The sequence below is a fragment of the Corynebacterium sp. HMSC064E10 genome (assembly GCF_001812505.1).
Lineage (GTDB): Bacteria > Actinomycetota > Actinomycetes > Mycobacteriales > Mycobacteriaceae > Corynebacterium > Corynebacterium amycolatum.
Window position 1 is genome coordinate 1,047,668 of the sequence record NZ_KV809173.1, and the last position, 17,115, is coordinate 1,064,782.

The window sequence follows — 17,115 nt, forward strand, 5'->3', positions numbered from 1 at the left end:
CATGCTACGACCTGGCAAGGACGGCTTACTCGACCTGGAGATTCTGCCTGCTGGCCCCGGTACCCGGCGTGTTCGTGCACCGCTGTCTCTGGGGCGCATTCTCCATTCCGACCCGTCCTTCCCCGATGCCCACGTGGTCTATATTCGTGCCACCGGCGGCGGTCTCGCCCAGGGCGACCATGTTCGCCAGCGGATACAGGTTCGAAGTGGCGCACATGCGATTGTCACCTCTCAGGCGGCTACTCGAGTGCACTCAATGACCAGCGGCTACGCCGAACAGCTGACTGAATTCACGGTTGAGCCGGATGCCGTCCTCGAATACCTGCCGGACCCGGCAATTCCTTCGCGTGATTGCCACTTCCGCCAGCACACAAAGGTGACTGTCTCCCCCGGTGCTACTGCAATTGTCGGCGACTGCTTTACCGCTGGTCGCGTCGCTCACGGAGAGCTCCACGATGCCGCCGAGATTGATCTGCGTGCAGAGTTACACGCGCACGACAGTGTTCCCGCATTTATCGAAAAGGCTCACTATCTCGGCAAACGCGACCTCTCCTCGCCCATCGCGCATGGCAACTACCGCGCCTGGGCAAACCTCTGGGTCATATGTTCGCCACCGCTTGTCGACGATGTCCTTACCTCTTGGCAGGACTATCCACACAGCGACACTGCCCCGCTTATCGGCGCGTCTTCACTTCCCGATGGCCTTGGCATCTGGGCCAGGTTCATGGGCAATTCAATCGAGCATGTAACAGACGCTCAACATGATTACTGGAATCTAGCGCGGCGCATAGTCCTTAATGCACCGGCGTTTTCGCTGCGCAAGATGTAGCACGTCGCGAGTGCCGCGGTAGTCATCTGCTTTCCCGCCCCCACCGCGGCCCCGGGGTGCGTGCTGTGTCTAATCAGGCAGCCTGCTTAGACACCCGCATCAACACTGCAGGCACGCTTGGGCTGATTGGCACCCACCTGCTCGACGAATGCCGCAATCAACGCACGCCCATTGGCTTCCACCTGCTTATCGACGGCTCGGAGCTTGGCCACAATCGCCTCCGAATCCGTGCCATTGGTCTTTGACCATTCCTCCACTAACTCTGGGGTGGCCTCTGGGTGGAACTGCACACCGACGATGCTGCCAAGCCGGAAGGCTTGGACGGGGCATGGCTCACCAGTGGCCAGTAACGTCGCCTGCGGTGGGAGTACATCGACTGCGTCAAAGTGGGACTCTGCCACCTCGAAGGTTGTAGGTAGCGCACCGAGAAGTGGATCGCACGCACCTTCCGAGGTCAACGTGACCTCCGCTGCGCCTTCTTGACCTTGACCAGGTGCTGCCACTGTCACCGTACCGCCAAAGCAATTGGCAATGATTTGGTGTCCGAGGCAGATACCGATAACGGGAATGTGGGTGGTAAGAGCGTCGTCAAGCAGTGTGCGTAGTGCGGGCAGCCACGGTGCCTTTTCTTCATTGAGGGCGTCCATTGCGCCGCCCAGAATGATAATGCCCTCGCCGCAGTCAGTGATTGCCGGAACTGGTTCGCGACATAGGCGGACGGTGGTGTACGTTGCTCCGATTTCTTCGAGCCATGGTGCGATTCGGCCGATGGGGACTGTCGGATCGGGTTGGATGATGGTGATTTCAGTCATGGCGGGCACCTCTCATGCGCGCTGCTATGTCTACCGTACGAACGTACTGTTTATTGTAGCCACAAATTACGCATTTCAATAGCAAATTACTTAAGTAAATAGCAAAAAATCCCCCAACACCTTTTGGCTAGCTGTTTAAAAACAACTGACCAACTGTGGTGTCGGGGGAATTTTTGGGTTGCCGCCTAATGTCGGGCTCGGTTAACCGCGTATTGCTAACCAGTAAGCCCTGTTAGGAGCGTGGCTCTGCTCAGCGGTGAACTGGGGGATCTCAAAGGATTGCCACCCCCAGCCGCGGCCGCAAAGCTATTGATTTTTACTCGAAGGTTCCGATGTCATCCAGCGGAACTGCGGAACCAACCTGGTCGATGCCGTAGGTGTCCTCGGCACCGTAGAAGCCCTCACCGAAGGAGGCAAATGGTGCGGCTGCCTGGCGGGCAGCTTCCTCAGTCGGCTCAACAGTGATGTTGCGGTAGCGCGAGATACCCGTACCAGCCGGGATTAGCTTACCGATGATCACGTTCTCCTTCAGGCCGATGAGCTTATCCGAGCGCTTGTTGATAGCGGCGTCGGTAAGCACGCGCGTCGTCTCCTGGAAGGAGGCCGCGGACAGCCAGGACTCGGTGGCCAGCGATGCCTTGGTAATACCCATCAGCACGCGACGGCCCTCGATGACGCTGCCGCCGGAGGCAACAATCTCGCGGTTCTTAGCCATGACCGTGGAGCGCTCGACCAATGCGCCTGGCAGCAGGTCGGAGTCACCCGGCTTGGACACAATCACGCGGCGCAGCATCTGGCTGACAATAACCTCGATGTGCTTGTCGTGAATGGCCACACCCTGGTCACGGTAGACCGACTGGACTTCCTCAATGAGGTGACGCTGGACACCGCGGCGCCCCAGGACCTCGAGGACCTCGTGCGGATCGGCAGCGCCCTTGAGCAGCTGCTGCCCCTTAACCACATGGTCACCATCGCGGATGGCGCGACGACGGCCATCGACGGTGATTTCAGCCAGACCCTGACGCTTGGACAGCTTGTCGTAGACGACCTCGTCCTCGCTGTTGGCATCCGGGATGAGGGTGAGCGTGTAGAAGTGCTCGTCCTCCTCCAGGCGCACGCGACCGTTTTCGCGAACCAGTGGAGCCTTGTTCTTCGGCACTCGGGCCTCGAACAGCTCCTGGACACGCGGCAGACCACCGGTAATGTCGCCACCGACACCACCCTGGTGGAACGTACGCATGGTCAGCTGGGTACCCGGCTCACCAATGGACTGCGCAGCGACAATACCGACAGCCTCTCCGATGTCGACCAGCTTGCCGGTTGCCATCGAACGACCGTAGCACTTGGCACAGACACCGGTTGCGGTGGAACAGGTCAGAACCGAGCGGACCTTGACTTCCTTGACACCGTGGCTGAGAGCCAGGGTGATGTGGTCGTCGTTCAGGTCGGTGTCAGCCTCGATAAGGACATTGCCCTCAGCGTCGGTGACATCTGCTGCCAGTACGCGAGCAATCGCGGCGGTCTCGACGTACTTCGCACGACGGATCTCGCCGGTCGGGTTGCCGGTTGCGTCCAGAACATCCTCGCCAATCTCGACAACGACACCGTCGTGGGTGCCACAGTCCTCTTCGCGAACGATGACGTCCTGTGCAACGTCGACCAGACGACGGGTCAGGTAACCCGAGTCAGCGGTACGAAGCGCGGTATCGGCCAGACCCTTACGGGAACCGTGCGAGTTGTTGAAGTACTCGAGAACCGACAGGCCTTCGCGGAAGGAGGTCTTAATCGGGCGGGTGATGTATTCACCACGCGGGTTCGTAACCATGCCCTTCATGCCGGCCAGCGAGTGAATCTGGCCCATGTTACCGGCAGCACCCGACTTCACGATCATCGGAATCGGGTTGTCATCCGGGTACAGAGCCTCGACCTTTTCACCGACCTCAGCCGTCGCAGCCTTCCACAGGTTAACCAGCGACTCGTGACGCTCAGCGGCCGAGAGCTTACCGCGGCGGAACTTCTTCTCCACCGTGGCGGCCTTCTCTTCGTAGCCGTTCAGGATCTCACGCTTGTTCGGGAGAACCAGCACGTCAGACATAGCAATGGTGACACCAGAACGGGTAGCCCAGTAGAAACCAGCATCCTTGAGCTTGTCGACGGTCTGAGCGACCGTAATCATCGGGTACTTGGCAGCCAAGTCGTTGATGATCGCAGCCTGCGGCTTCTTAGCCATAACGCCTTCGACGTATGGGTAGTTCCACGGCAGCAGGTCGTTGAACATAACGCGGCCCAGCGTGGTGGAAGCCAGCCAGGTATCGCCCTTGTTCCAACCATCTGGAAACTGCTCGGACTCAATCTCGGCCGGCGGACGCAGGTGGCTGATGCGAACCTTAATTGGGCTCTGCAGGCCAATTGCACCGCGGTCGTAAGCCATGATGGCCTCGGCCGGGCTGGTGTAAATACCCTGCTCCGGTGCGTCCTCGGTGGCATCCTGGTGGCCACCCGGCAGCTCCGGCTTCTCCAGTGTCAGGAAGTACAGGCCAGTGACCATATCCAGACGCGGCATAGCCAGCGGCTTACCGGAAGCCGGCGACAGAATGTTGTTCGAGGACAGCATCAGGACGCGAGCCTCGGCCTGTGCTTCAGCGGACAGCGGCAGGTGAACTGCCATCTGGTCACCGTCGAAGTCGGCGTTGAAAGCCTCACATGCCAGTGGGTGCAGCTGAATTGCCTTACCCTCAACCAGGACCGGCTCGAACGCCTGAATACCCAGGCGGTGCAGCGTAGGTGCACGGTTCAGCAGGACCGGGTGTCCGGTAATGACATCTTCGAGGACGTCCCACACCTCTGGGCGCTGACGCTCAACCATGCGCTTCGCGCTCTTGATGTTCTGCGCGTAGCTCTTGGCCACGAGCTCCTTCATAACGAACGGCTTGAACAGCTCAAGAGCCATCAGCTTCGGCAGACCACACTGGTGCAGCTTCAGCTGCGGGCCGACGATAATAACCGAACGGCCGGAGTAGTCAACACGCTTACCCAGCAGGTTCTGACGGAAACGACCCTGCTTGCCCTTGAGCAGGTCGCTCAGGGACTTCAGCGGGCGGTTACCCGGACCAGTGACCGGGCGGCCACGACGTCCGTTGTCAAACAGTGCGTCAACGGATTCCTGAAGCATGCGCTTCTCGTTGTTGACGATGATTTCCGGAGCGCCCAGGTCAATCATGCGCTTCAGGCGGTTGTTTCGGTTGATGACACGACGGTAGAGGTCGTTCAAGTCCGAGGTCGCAAAGCGGCCACCGTCGAGCTGCACCATCGGGCGCAGCTCCGGCGGAATCACCGGAATGCAGTCGAGCACCATAGCGGCCGGGTCGTTGCCGGACTGCAGGAATGCAGTGACAACCTTCAGGCGCTTGAGGGCGCGCATCTTCTTCTGTCCCTTGCCGTCGCGAATAATCTCGCGCAGCTCCTCGGCCTCCTTGGCCAGGTCGAAGTTGCGGATCAGGGTCTGAATAGCCTCAGCACCCATACCACCGGTGAAGTAATCCTCGTAGCGGTCGACGAGTTCGGTGTAAATACCCTCGTCGATAATCATCTGCTTCGGCTCGAGCTTGATGAAGGTGTTCCAAATCTCGTCGAGACGATCCAGCTCGCGCTGGGCGCGCTCACGGATGTGGCGCATCTCGCGCTCGGCTGCGGACTGAACCTTCTTACGGGCATCAGCCTTGGCACCCGCTGCCTCGAGTTCAGCCAGATCCTCTTCCAGGGTCTGGGCACGCTCGGCCAGCTCCTGGTCACGATCGTCCTCAACCAGCTTCTTGTCCACGAGCATGTCTGCTTCGAGGGTTTCCTGGTCGTTGTGGCGAGCCTCTTCATCCACGGAGGTGATGATGTTGGCAGCGAAGTAGATGATCTTTTCCAGATCCTTCGGAGCCAGGTCGAGCAGGTAGCCGAGGCGGGACGGCACACCCTTGAAGTACCAGATGTGAGTGACCGGAGCGGCCAGCTCAATGTGGCCCATGCGCTCACGGCGAACCTTCGACTTGGTCACCTCAACGCCACAGCGTTCACAGATGATGCCCTTGAAGCGAACGCGCTTGTACTTACCACAAGCACACTCCCAGTCACGGGTCGGGCCGAAGATACGCTCACAGAAAAGGCCATCCTTTTCCGGCTTCAGCGTACGGTAGTTAATCGTCTCGGGCTTCTTGACCTCACCGCGAGACCAGCGGCGGATGTCGTCGGCGGTAGCGAGCCCAATCCGGAGCTCGTCAAAGTTGTTGACGTCGAGCACCTGTTTTCCCTTTCCCTCCGCATCGAAGTAATGCGGAAACCAAATTCTCTGCGGAGGTTTTTGTACGTTGTCGTCTGTGTTGGGTTATTCGCGAGTTAGGGCTTCCCGACCCTGATACTCACGCAATGTTTCGTCGTTAAGCGAGAAACTATGCGGAGTCAGCGTCGGAACGCTCATCGCGGGACAGGTTAATGCCGAGGGAAGCGGTCGCGTGGTCGAGTTCCTCATCGTCGGAGGAGCCCAACTCAACCGGAACGCCGTCGGCCGAAAGGACCTCAACGTTCAGGCAGAGCGACTGCAGTTCCTTCAGAAGCACCTTGAACGACTCCGGAATACCCGGATCCGGAATGTTGTCGCCCTTCACGATTGCCTCGTAGACCTTGACGCGGCCAACCACGTCATCGGACTTGATGGTGAGCAGCTCCTGCAGGGTGTAGGCAGCGCCGTATGCCTGCATTGCCCACACCTCCATCTCACCGAAGCGCTGACCACCGAACTGAGCCTTACCACCCAGCGGCTGCTGGGTAATCATGGAGTACGGACCGGTGGAACGAGCGTGAATCTTCTCGTCGACCAGGTGGTGCAGCTTCAGCATGTACATGTAGCCCACCGAAACCGGGAACGGGAACTTTTCGCCAGAGCGGCCGTCGAACAGCGTGGCCTTACCGTCAGCGTTGACCAGCACCTCGCCGTCACGGTTCGGGCGGGACGACGCGAGCAGACCAGCGAGCTCCTCGTTCTCAGCACCGTCGAACACTGGGGTTGCAACCAGGGAGTCGGACGGAACGTCGTGCAGGTCGGCCGGAAGACGCTTAGCCCAATCCGGGTCGCCCTCAATGCTCCAGCCGGCCTTCGCCAGCCAGCCGAGGTGAACCTCGAGGACCTGGCCGATGTTCATACGACGCGGAACACCGTGGGTGTTCAGAATGATGTCGACCGGGGTGCCGTCCGGCAGGAACGGCATGTCCTCCTGCGGCAGGATCTTGCCGATAACGCCCTTGTTACCGTGGCGACCTGCCATCTTGTCGCCGTCCTGGATCTTGCGCTTCTGCGCAACGTACACGCGGACCATCTCGTTGACACCCGGTGCCAGGTCGTCATCGTCTTCACGGGAGAAGACACGGACGCCGATGACCTTGCCGGACTCACCGTGCGGAACACGCATGGAAGTGTCACGGACCTCGCGGGACTTCTCGCCGAAGATAGCGCGCAGCAGGCGCTCCTCCGGAGTCAGCTCAGTCTCACCCTTCGGCGTGGTCTTAGCGACCAGGATGTCACCGTCGCGAACGTCGGCACCGATGCGGACGATGCCGCGTTCATCCAGATCCTTCAGCATCTCCTCGGACGCGTTCGGGATGTCACGGGTGATTTCCTCCGGACCCAGCTTGGTGTCGCGGGCGTCGATCTCGTGCTCCTCGATGTGAATCGAGGTCAGGATGTCCTCCTCAACCATGCGCTGGTTCAGGATGATGGCGTCCTCGTAGTTGTGACCTTCCCACGGCATGAATGCCACGAGCAGGTTCTTACCAAGTGCCATCTCACCGTTGTCGGTACCCGGACCGTCAGCGATGACCTGGCCGGCCTCAACACGCTGGCCCTCGTCAACCAGTGGCTTCTGGTTGTAGCAGGTGCCCTGGTTGGTGCGCTCGAACTTGCGCAGCAGGTAGGTGTGGCGCTGGCCTTCATCGTCCATGATGGTGATGAAGTCTGCCGACACGGTCTCGACCACACCGGCGGCCGAAGCGACAATGACATCGCCCGCGTCGTAAGCAGCACGCTGCTCCATACCGGTACCGACGAACGGAGCCTCCGAACGCAGTAGCGGCACAGCCTGACGCTGCATGTTCGCACCCATCAGGGCACGGTTAGCGTCGTCGTGCTCGAGGAACGGAATCATGGCAGTAGCCACGGAGACCATCTGACGCGGGGAAACATCGAGGTAGTCGACCTCATCAGCGCGGACGGACTCGACGTCACCGCCCTTCTTACGAACAGACAGGGTCTCCTGAACGAAGTGGCCGTTCTCGTCGATCGGAGTGTTGGCCTGCGCAACGACGTAGCGGTCTTCCTCATCAGCGGTGAGGTAGTCGACCTCATCGGTGATGACACCATCGCGGACGCGACGGTACGGAGTCTCAATGAAACCGAACGGGTTCACGCGTGCGTAGCAGGACAGCGAACCAATCAGGCCAATGTTCGGACCCTCTGGGGTCTCAATTGGACACATGCGGCCGTAGTGGGACGGGTGAACGTCTCGAACCTCGAGACCAGCACGGTCACGGGTCAGACCACCCGGACCCAGTGCGGACAGACGACGCTTGTGGGTCAGACCCGACAGCGAGTTGTTCTGGTCCATGAACTGGGACAGCTGGGAAGTACCGAAGAACTCACGGATAGCCGCGGAGACCGGGCGCACGTTAATCAGAGTGGTCGGCTGGATCGACTCCACGTCCTGAGTGGTCATGCGCTCACGAACCACGCGTTCCATGCGGGACAGGCCCACGCGAACCTGGTTCTGAATCAGCTCGCCTACGGTACGCAGACGACGGTTACCGAAGTGGTCGATATCGTCGGTCTCAACCGGGATCTCGACCCCTTCCGGCGAGGTCATAACATTCTCGCCGTCGTGCAGGCGCACGAGGTATTCAATGGTGGTAGCGATATCCTGTTCGGTCAGGACCATCTCGCCAGAGACCTCAGTACCCAGGCCCAGCTTGCGGTTGACCTTGTAGCGACCGACCTTGGCCAGGTCGTAGCGCTTCGGCTTGAAGAAGTTGTTCTCCAGCAGAGCCAGCGCGGACTCGCGCGTCGGCGGCTCACCCGGGCGCTGCTTGCGGTAAATCTCCAGCAGAGCCTCGTCGGTGTTTGCAACACCGTCCTTCTCCAGGGTGGCCATCATGATCTCAGAGAAGCCGAAGCGCTCCTTGATTTCCTCAGTGGTCCAGCCGAAAGCCTTCAGCAGAACCGTGACCGGCTGGCGACGCTTACGGTCAATACGAACGCCGACGGTGTCCCGCTTGTCGACGTCGAACTCCAGCCACGCACCGCGCGACGGAATAATCTTCACCGAGTGCAGCGGGCGCTCGGTGGACTTGTCGATGGTCTCATCGAAGTAGACGCCCGGAGAGCGCACCAGCTGAGAAACAACGACACGCTCAGTTCCGTTGACGATGAACGTACCCTTGTCCGTCATCATCGGGAAGTCACCGATGAAGACAGTCTGGCTCTTGATCTCACCGGTCTCGCGGTTGGTGAACTCCGCGGTGACGTAGAGGGGAGCCGAGTAGTTGATGTCCTTATCCTTGGACTCATCCACGGTGTTCTTGACGGAGTCGAACCATGGGTCCGACAGCGTCAGGGACATCTTCTGGGAGTAGTCCTCGATCGGAGAGAGCTCTTCTAGAATATCTTCGAGACCGCTGGTAACCCGAGCGTCTTCTCCGAGCTCCTCCTGGCGACGAGCGCGCCACTCAGGCGTGCCAATGAGCCATGCGAAAGACTCACGCTGCAGGTCGAGCAGACCAGGAACCGCAATCGGCTCCTGAATCTTTGCAAACGAGTACCTCTTCGAAGCTCCGGGAATACCGGTTACTGCCTTGGTCTGGCGGGAGACTGCCAAGATGCGTCCTTCCAGCACCTCACGCGGTGGAGCACACCGGCAACCGGTGGTGCGCTCCGCCCGCTTGGTTTATACGCGATTCAAGTTGCAGGAATTATTTCTGTTGCGCACCGGGATACTTTGCGTCTAACCTTTGGTCACACACGAAAGTGATTCCCCCGCCACTTGGCCTCCAAGACCAGCCTTTAAAAGGCGAGCCCCCGAGCCCTAACGGCGGCGCCGCAGCAACTCCTTTAACAGCTAGATGCACGAAAAACGGTGCTACATAATAGCCCCGAGCCCCGAGCGCAAACTATAAAAGAGCTGGCGACAGATACACTAATTCCAGCGCAACGATTTAGCCTATATCAAAAACTGACAGTTGTCTAGTACAACTTGACAAATCGGGCGTGTCGCATTCACCCGTTACCGATATAACGATGAGGCCTGGGCGCTATGGCCGTCGTAAAGCGTTACTCTGCTTTACGACGGGTCGAAGGACGCACGATGCCCACGATTGCGATGAATACCAGAATCGAACCGGACGTAATGAGACCGATTGACCACGGCTCTAGAGCCGGGCGCTGGAAATTCTGTATTGCGCCGAAGAGAAGCTGATTGGAAAGGCCTTCGTCCATCTTTCCGTTGAAGCGCAGGTAGTCCATGATCGGCTCGCCATCGCGAGTCTCCCACCAAAGGTGGATGTCCTCGGCCATATCGATGACCGAGCCAGACTTCGGCTCAACCCAAAAATCACGGGTGCCCTGGTACTGGAGGAACCCGGATTTGTCATCCTGAGTTAGCTGAGAGACGTAAGAACGGTACTTCTGGGCGAGATTCGTCTTCTCAATATCCTGACGGAAATGCAGAACGCGGTTGCCGCCGCGTTCCTCTTCCCCGACAAACTTTGCTGGCAGGGAATCGTGGAGGAAATCATCAAAGATCAGATATTCCTTTTCCTCCGTGTCAGCCGGGAGCTTCACCCAGTTCCCCTCGAAAGCCACAGACCGCGGAACGCCCGCCATGCGGTCGACAAGCGTCGCAGGAGCCAGCGCCTCGCCGGTGAGTCGGTCGATGGTCACTGTCCAGATATTGGCCTCGATAAGCTCGGTCAGCGGGTCGGTGCCCATGACCTCCGGGGGAAGCTCACGCATTTCAGTCACACCGACACGGAGCGAAACCTTGTCCGCATCGGCAGGTTCGATGAGTACGCCGTGGAGCTGTCTCTGCAGCGGCGAGTGCACTTCTTCGCGCTTGCCTTCTTCGTTAATCCTGGTGGATACACCGTCTTCCGCCCGCAGGGTGTACGACACCGGCGGCAGGTTAAGCGGCATTTTGGGATCAACATTGAGCACTTTGGGCAGCAAGATGCCAGCAGCAAGCAGTGCAGTGCCTAGACCCAATAGAAGGATAGACAAAATTCTCGGCCGTGAGAGCATGTTAGATACTTTACAGGCCAATAAGGGCAATCAAGACAATGAGTGGGCTGGTTTTTGCCCCAACTTTCTGTGACGGGTGAGATTAGTGAGGTTTTGCCCGGGTCAGGTGGGTTAGCAAAGGCCCCAGAAACAAAAGAACCGCCAACCCCGGGCAAGAAGCCCAGAATTGGCGGTCAGAATTGGCAGCTTTAGGCCACTACCGGGGCCGAAGCAAGTAACTGAATTACTTGAGGGAGACCTTTGCGCCAGCCTCTTCCAGCTTAGCCTTAGCAGCCTCAGCGTCGTCCTTAGAAGCACCCTCCAGGATAGCCTTCGGAGCGGACTCAACCATCTCCTTAGCCTCCTTCAGGCCCAGGCCGGAGACGATCTCGCGGACAGCCTTAATAACGCCGATCTTCTTAGCGCCAGCGTCCTCGAGGACGACGTCGAACTCGTCCTTCTCCTCAGCAGCAGCCTCGCCGCCAGCAGCGCCTGCAGCAGCAACTGCGACCGGAGCAGCAGCGGTGACGTCGAACTCTTCCTCGAAAGCCTTCTTGAACTCGGTGAGCTCAACGAGGGTCATTTCCTTGAAAGCCTCGAGCAGTTCCTCAGTGGTGTACTTAGCCATGGATATTCTCCTATGAGTGTGGTGCGGCCGCTCCCCTCAGAGATCCCTGGGGTCGAAGCCGTCAAAGTGATATTTAAAAGTTTTTCGCGTGATTTAGTTCGCGTAGTTCGCGAGCCGCTCGGGATTACTTCTTTTCCTCGAGTGCCGCTGCAAGGCGGGCAACCGAGGAGGTCGGAGCATCGAGCAGGCCAGCGACGTTCGCCAGAACGCCGTTGAAGGCACCAGCCAGCTTTGCCAGCGTGGTCTCACGGTTATCCATATCCGCAAGAGCCTCGAACTGTGCTGCATCGATTGCAGCACCGTCCATGTAGCCGCCCTTGATCACGAGGTTCTTGTTGTCACCGGCGAACTTCTTAATCGCCTTAGCCGCATCCACAGCCTCGCCCTTGATGAAGGCGACTGCAGTCGGGCCGTTCAGGTGCTCATCAAGACCCTCAATCCCTGCCTCGTCGGCAGCGATCTTGATCATGGTGTTCTTGGCGACGGAGTACTTAACATCAGCACCGAGGGCGCGACGCAGTTCCGTGATTTCCGCAACGGACAGGCCGCGGTACTCAGTCAGCACGATAGCGTTGGACTCTTCGACGTCCTGCTTCAGCGCTGCAACAGCTGCAATCTTCTCAGTATTTGCTGCCATGTGTACTCTCGCCTCCTTCCTGGTCTTTGCAATTTTCCGCTCGGCCAAGTGAAGGATTCTTTTGCGCAAATACAACAAACGCCCCAATCCTCGCACAAGGATGGGGCGCACAATTCTTTTGGCATGTTCCACTTCAACTCCGCCGACCCCAGGGCCAGCAGGTGAAGCCAAACTGCGCAAGCGCTTCCAAGTCCTCCTGCGTGGGCCGCTCACTGTATTCCTACAATGAAACCTTCAATCCGCTTCTTTCAAAGCGAATGACCGACGGTCTTCGGTGAAACTTGAGTACCAACCTCCATCGTCCCAACTTAATGTTGGTGCCGATTGGAAGCCGGTCAAACTTCGTGAAGAAACTCTATACCAGACCCAGGCAATTAATCAAATCGCCTATCCAAAGCGCGCCGCACCAGGCTCTCCAAAGCGGCCGAACTCCAGGTCCTTCTCACGTTGCTGCACAATCATCTCGAGCTCGGCAAAGTACGCATTCAGGTCATCGTCGGCAAGCCAGAGCACTTGGTCTGCATAGTCGAGTACTACGCGCACCATGTCGTCGGGATGCGCGTCCAACCTGGCGGCATCGAGAATATCCACGGTGAGTGTCAATGCCACACGCACGACCGGCGGGATCTGCGATGCCAGGCACTGCTGCGCCACGGCGTTGCGAAGCTCCACGGCCTCCATCCGCGCAATGATGCGCAGCAACCGCACGACCACGACCTGCGCCGCCCGAGCTTGCAGAGCTTCCTCCTCGCTCATCCCCGCAAGCACCACAGAATCCTGGATATTGCGGCGAAGCACCTCAGCTACGCGCTCGTCCTCCCCTAGCCCCGTCAGTACCTCGCCCAGCAGCGTCTGCCCCGCGATGCGCAGGCAAGGCATGTCATAGGCGTCGTCGCCCAACGAGTCGAGGTACGAGATGAGCTGCGGTTCAATAATTCCGGAACCGTCGTCGAGCTGCGCCAGGCGATTAATCTCGCCAAGCGCCTCCAGCCCTTCTTCGGGTTCCAAAATCAACGTCATAGTCGCGATTTTAAGCAACAAACTTTGGCTGTGAGTCCATTTCGGCTCGATTAGTTCTTTGGATTAGCAATTCGCTTTACGACGTCTACCGCGCCCAAACCCCCACCGCGCTATCGGTATCCCTTATGAGAATGCAAAACCGCCGCCTCACACACCGGGAGAAAGTGCGCGTGGCGGCGGTTTTAAAGAGCTTGGCTCTGAGTCACCCTCGAGCGACTTGCGAAGAGCACACTCGCCTACCGGCTGATGCTGATTTAGGCGGTGTAGTCCTTGATCACGCTGGTGTCAACCGGGATGCCCGGGCCATTGGTGGCGGAGACGGTGATCTTCTTCAGGTACTTACCCTTAGCAGCGGATGGCTTGAGACGCATCAGCTCGTCGATAAGCGCACCGTAGTTCTCGGCCAGCTTCTCGGCGTCGAAGGAAGCCTTACCGATAACAGCCTGCAGGTTTGCAGCCTTATCAACGCGGAAGGAAATCTTACCGCCCTTAATCTCGGTGACAGCCTTAGCGACATCCGGGGTAACGGTGCCGGTCTTCGGGTTCGGCATCAGACCACGCGGGCCGAGGATACGAGCCACGCGACCAACCTTGGCCATCTGGTCCGGGGTCGCGATTGCAGCATCGAAGTCGGTCCAGCCACCCTGAATCTTTTCGATCAGTTCCTCGGAACCGACGAAGTCAGCGCCGGCCTCTTCAGCCTTGGTGGCGTTCTCGCCAGCGGCGAAAACGACGACTCGAACGGTCTTACCGGTGCCGTTCGGCAGGGAGACAGTGCCGCGAACCAGCTGGTCAGCCTTGCGCGGGTCAACGCCCAGGCGGATAGCAACGTCAATCGTGGCGTCGTAGTTCTTGGAGGAGGTCTCCTTGGCCAGGTTAGCGGCCTCGAGTGGAGAGTAGATGCGGCCGGCGTCGATCTTCTCGGCGGCGGCGCGGTATGCCTTAGAGTTCTTGCTCATGAAAAGTCCAATCTCAATTAAGTGAAATGGTTGGATTGTGGTGTTTAGCGGGCCGAAGCTGGCCCTACCACTTGATGAAGGTGCAGCTAAACGCTGACGGTTTTACTTAGCGCCCTCGACGGTGATGCCCATGGAGCGAGCGGTACCGGCGATGATGCGTGCACCCATCTCGATGTCGTTAGCGTTCAGGTCCGGCTTCTTCAGCTCGGCGATTTCCTTGCACTGCTCCCAGGTCACGGAACCGACCTTGTTGGTGTGCGGAACGCCAGAGCCCTTCTGAATGCCAGCGGCCTTCAGCAGCAGCTTAGCTGCCGGCGGGGTCTTCAGAACGAAGGTGAAGGAGCGGTCTTCGTAGACGGAGATTTCAACCGGGACAACGTTGCCACGCTGGTTCTCAGTTGCTGCGTTGTAAGCCTTGCAGAACTCCATGATGTTGACACCATGGGCACCCAGTGCCGGACCAACCGGCGGAGCCGGGTTAGCCTGACCAGCCTGGATCTGCAGCTTAATGATCGCAGAAAGCTTCTTCTTCGGAGCCATCGGATTAACCTACTTCCTAGTTACCGGGGCACGCCGCCCCGATGAAAAGGCGACTCACCCCGTCCGGATGCCGACGCTTTACGACGACCCTTGCGCCCACGACCATCATGGCCGCTGGCGCTGGTCATCGAGTTGGTGCCAGCCACCGGGGATACGAATTACTTGGCGCATCTGTGCTCAAGGCACAAAAATGCACGCCTAGCTACGTTACCGCAGCGTATGGCGTGCATCAAAATCCGTTACCAGATTGGTTGCTCGAGAGAGCTAGCTGGTGCCTTTGCTCGGCGCTTGGCTTGCCGCCCGGCTTAGTGCGAGGCCCGCTTAGTGCGAGGCCCGGCTTAGTGCGAGGCCTAGTTCAGCTTCTCGACCTCATCGATGCCCAGCTCGACCGGGGTCTCACGGCCGAAGATGGAAACCAGGGCCTTCATGCGACCGGTGTCCGGGTCGATCTCGGAGATGGTCGCAGCCACAGATGCGAACGGGCCGGACAGGATGGTGACGGACTCGCCGACCTCGTAGTCGATGGCTACGGCCTTCTTCTCTGCCTGCGGAGCCGCTGCGACAGCCAGCTCACCGTCGGCATTTGCAGCTTCCTCAGCGGCGTCCGCGGTGATGGTCTCCTTCGGCATGAGGAACTTAGCGACCTCACGAATCTTGACCTTGGACGGCTGACCCTCGCTACCGACGAAGGAAGTAACACCCGGGGTGTCGCGGACGACGGACCAGGACGGGTCATCCAGGCTCATGCGGACCAGAACGTAGCCCGGCAGCAGCTTGCGCTTAACGATCTTCTTCTTGCCGTCGTCCTTGCGCTCTTCGACTTCCTCAACCGGAACGATGACCTCGTGGATCTGCTCATCGACACCCATGGTCTGGGCACGCATTTCCAGGTTGGTCTTCACCTTGTTCTCGTAGCCGGAGTAGCACTGGATGATGTACCAGTCGCCCGGACGACGCTTGAGCTCACGCTGGAACTCGCGCAGGCGCTTACGGTACTCGGCGTCTGCGTCAGCAGCTGCTTGCGCCTCAGCGTCAGCGGCGGTCTCCTCTGCCGGCGCTGCTTCTGCTGCGGCTGCGTCGGCTGCGGCTGCACCCTCGGCCGGAGCTTCTACCTGAGCCGGTGCGCCCTGCGCATCCTGCTCAGTTGCGGCAGCATCCGCGGACTGGGCGTCGGAGAAAATATTCTGACCATCATTCATGTCGTGCTAACCCCTCTTGTATCTACATCAACGGTTCGCGACATTGGCATCTTCGCTCAAAGAGTCTTAAGAGCCAATATGCCATCCGCAATCACTTCGCACAGCAAGACACCAGCTGCGCTAACGAATAATCCCGCCGTCCGGAACTCGGAGGCGGGATGAAAAGCATCACTGCGAAACAGTATAACCGATTACTTGCCCAACACCGATCGGACACCCAAACCGGCCAGCGTGTCCACACCCCACACGAGAGCAATCATGGCAATCAGGAACAGGATCACGATGATACTGTAGGTGACCATCTGGCGGCCGGTCGGCCAAATCACCTTGCGCAGCTCGTCAACAACCTGCTTGATGAAAACCAAAGGGTTACGAGTCGAAAGCTCGTTGGTCTCCTTCTCACGCGCAGGCTTCTTCGCCACGGTGGTCTGCGCGCCCGTCGCCTGGCGCTTACCGGACGGGCGAGCCGCCGCCTGGAAAGTCTGGTTTTCCTCAGACACGATGCTCCTTCGCTACTTCGTGCATATGAGACCTAAAGATACTGCACAGTGAAACTCAAACGTGAATTCTTCAAGAGCAAACTCCAGGGACAATCTCCGGAGCCGAGCCCCCACTGTGCAGAGCAAGTCTGGTTCAGTGCGTAAATTCTAGCCGATTATCCACACTATCGAAGAAATGCGCTTCGTGGGAACCGCAGGCTTCGAGATTCGATTCCGCTGCTGGCCGCAGCGATACTCACTGACGGCCACTTCACTGCTGCTTCGCCCTAGCTCGTGCTGCAAGCCTGGACTGCTCGCTCGTGCTGCAAGCTTGGGCTGCAAAAAGGACGACCCACCAGACTACGGGCTGCAAATGTGAAACTGTGCGAGTTTATGACACTTTCAGGCCATTTTTCGAGCCATTTTTGACATAACCGCAGTCAGTAACTCGCATTGACCCACCGCCGCCGAATATAAACGAAAAACCCGCCACCCAGACGCATTTTCATACGCCCTGGATGACGGGTACTTGCAGGGGCGACAGGACTCGAACCTGCAACCTGCGGTTTTGGAGACCGCTGCTCTACCAATTGAGCCACGCCCCTTCACCACCAGCAAAAGAACTTTCCAGCCCTTAGCTGACAATGTCCCACCTTACTGCATTGCTGCATAATCAAGGCGGGGTTCGACGAACATCACTGTCCGTAG

At 58.8% G+C, this 17,115-nt stretch carries 12 protein-coding genes and 1 tRNA gene; 1 reads left to right on the plus strand and 12 read right to left on the minus strand.

All coding sequences use genetic code 11. The features are described 5' to 3' along the window. Window position 1 precedes the first annotated feature (1 nt). Window positions 2–829, plus strand: coding sequence for an urease accessory protein UreD (locus tag HMPREF2860_RS06470; protein ID WP_049180773.1), 828 nt, complete (start codon window positions 2–4; stop codon window positions 827–829). Between the two features lie 86 nt (window positions 830–915). On the opposite strand, the gene HMPREF2860_RS06475 is transcribed toward HMPREF2860_RS06470, so the two are convergent. The 12 genes from HMPREF2860_RS06475 to HMPREF2860_RS06530 form a co-directional block, all read right to left on the minus strand. Beyond that, window positions 916–1,641: a type 1 glutamine amidotransferase gene (locus HMPREF2860_RS06475; RefSeq protein WP_049180772.1), complete on the minus strand. Its 726-nt coding sequence runs from the start codon at window positions 1,639–1,641 to the stop codon at window positions 916–918. A gap of 316 nt (window positions 1,642–1,957) precedes the next feature. Beyond that, entirely contained in the window at window positions 1,958–5,929 is a 3,972-nt protein-coding gene (locus tag HMPREF2860_RS06480) for a DNA-directed RNA polymerase subunit beta' (protein ID WP_005509745.1), read from the minus strand. A gap of 148 nt (window positions 5,930–6,077) precedes the next feature. Further along, window positions 6,078–9,566 carry a DNA-directed RNA polymerase subunit beta gene (locus HMPREF2860_RS06485; protein ID WP_038627624.1) on the minus strand — a complete coding sequence of 1,163 codons (3,489 nt, stop codon included), beginning with the start codon at window positions 9,564–9,566 and terminating at the stop codon, window positions 6,078–6,080. A 434-nt stretch (window positions 9,567–10,000) separates the two neighbouring features. Further along, a complete protein-coding gene (locus tag HMPREF2860_RS06490) occupies window positions 10,001–10,966 on the minus strand; it encodes a cell envelope lipid trafficking protein PgfA (RefSeq protein WP_049180771.1) in 966 nt (321 codons plus the stop codon). Between the two features lie 223 nt (window positions 10,967–11,189). Further along, window positions 11,190–11,573, minus strand: coding sequence for a 50S ribosomal protein L7/L12 (rplL, locus tag HMPREF2860_RS06495; RefSeq protein WP_038627619.1), 384 nt, complete (start codon window positions 11,571–11,573; stop codon window positions 11,190–11,192). Window positions 11,574–11,697: 124 nt separating this feature from the next. Further along, window positions 11,698–12,210, minus strand: a complete 513-nt coding sequence (gene rplJ, locus HMPREF2860_RS06500) for a 50S ribosomal protein L10 (protein WP_038627617.1) — start codon at window positions 12,208–12,210, stop codon at window positions 11,698–11,700. Window positions 12,211–12,597: 387 nt separating this feature from the next. Continuing rightward, complete coding sequence (locus HMPREF2860_RS06505; protein WP_038627615.1) at window positions 12,598–13,230, minus strand: hypothetical protein; 633 nt, start codon at window positions 13,228–13,230, stop codon at window positions 12,598–12,600. Window positions 13,231–13,484: 254 nt separating this feature from the next. Further along, a complete protein-coding gene (rplA, locus tag HMPREF2860_RS06510) occupies window positions 13,485–14,189 on the minus strand; it encodes a 50S ribosomal protein L1 (RefSeq protein WP_016422044.1) in 705 nt (234 codons plus the stop codon). A gap of 102 nt (window positions 14,190–14,291) precedes the next feature. After that, window positions 14,292–14,729: a 50S ribosomal protein L11 gene (rplK, locus tag HMPREF2860_RS06515; protein ID WP_016422043.1), complete on the minus strand. Its 438-nt coding sequence runs from the start codon at window positions 14,727–14,729 to the stop codon at window positions 14,292–14,294. A 350-nt stretch (window positions 14,730–15,079) separates the two neighbouring features. Continuing rightward, on the minus strand, window positions 15,080–15,928 hold the full coding sequence (gene nusG / locus HMPREF2860_RS06520) for a transcription termination/antitermination protein NusG (RefSeq protein ID WP_070560802.1): 849 nt from the start codon (window positions 15,926–15,928) through the stop codon (window positions 15,080–15,082). Window positions 15,929–16,119: 191 nt separating this feature from the next. Beyond that, the gene (gene secE / locus HMPREF2860_RS06525; RefSeq protein WP_016422041.1) at window positions 16,120–16,428 is read right to left on the minus strand and encodes a preprotein translocase subunit SecE; all 309 of its coding nucleotides are present in this window, start codon (window positions 16,426–16,428) and stop codon (window positions 16,120–16,122) included. Between the two features lie 511 nt (window positions 16,429–16,939). After that, window positions 16,940–17,012, minus strand: a tRNA-Trp gene (locus HMPREF2860_RS06530). Window positions 17,013–17,115: the final 103 nt, after the last annotated feature.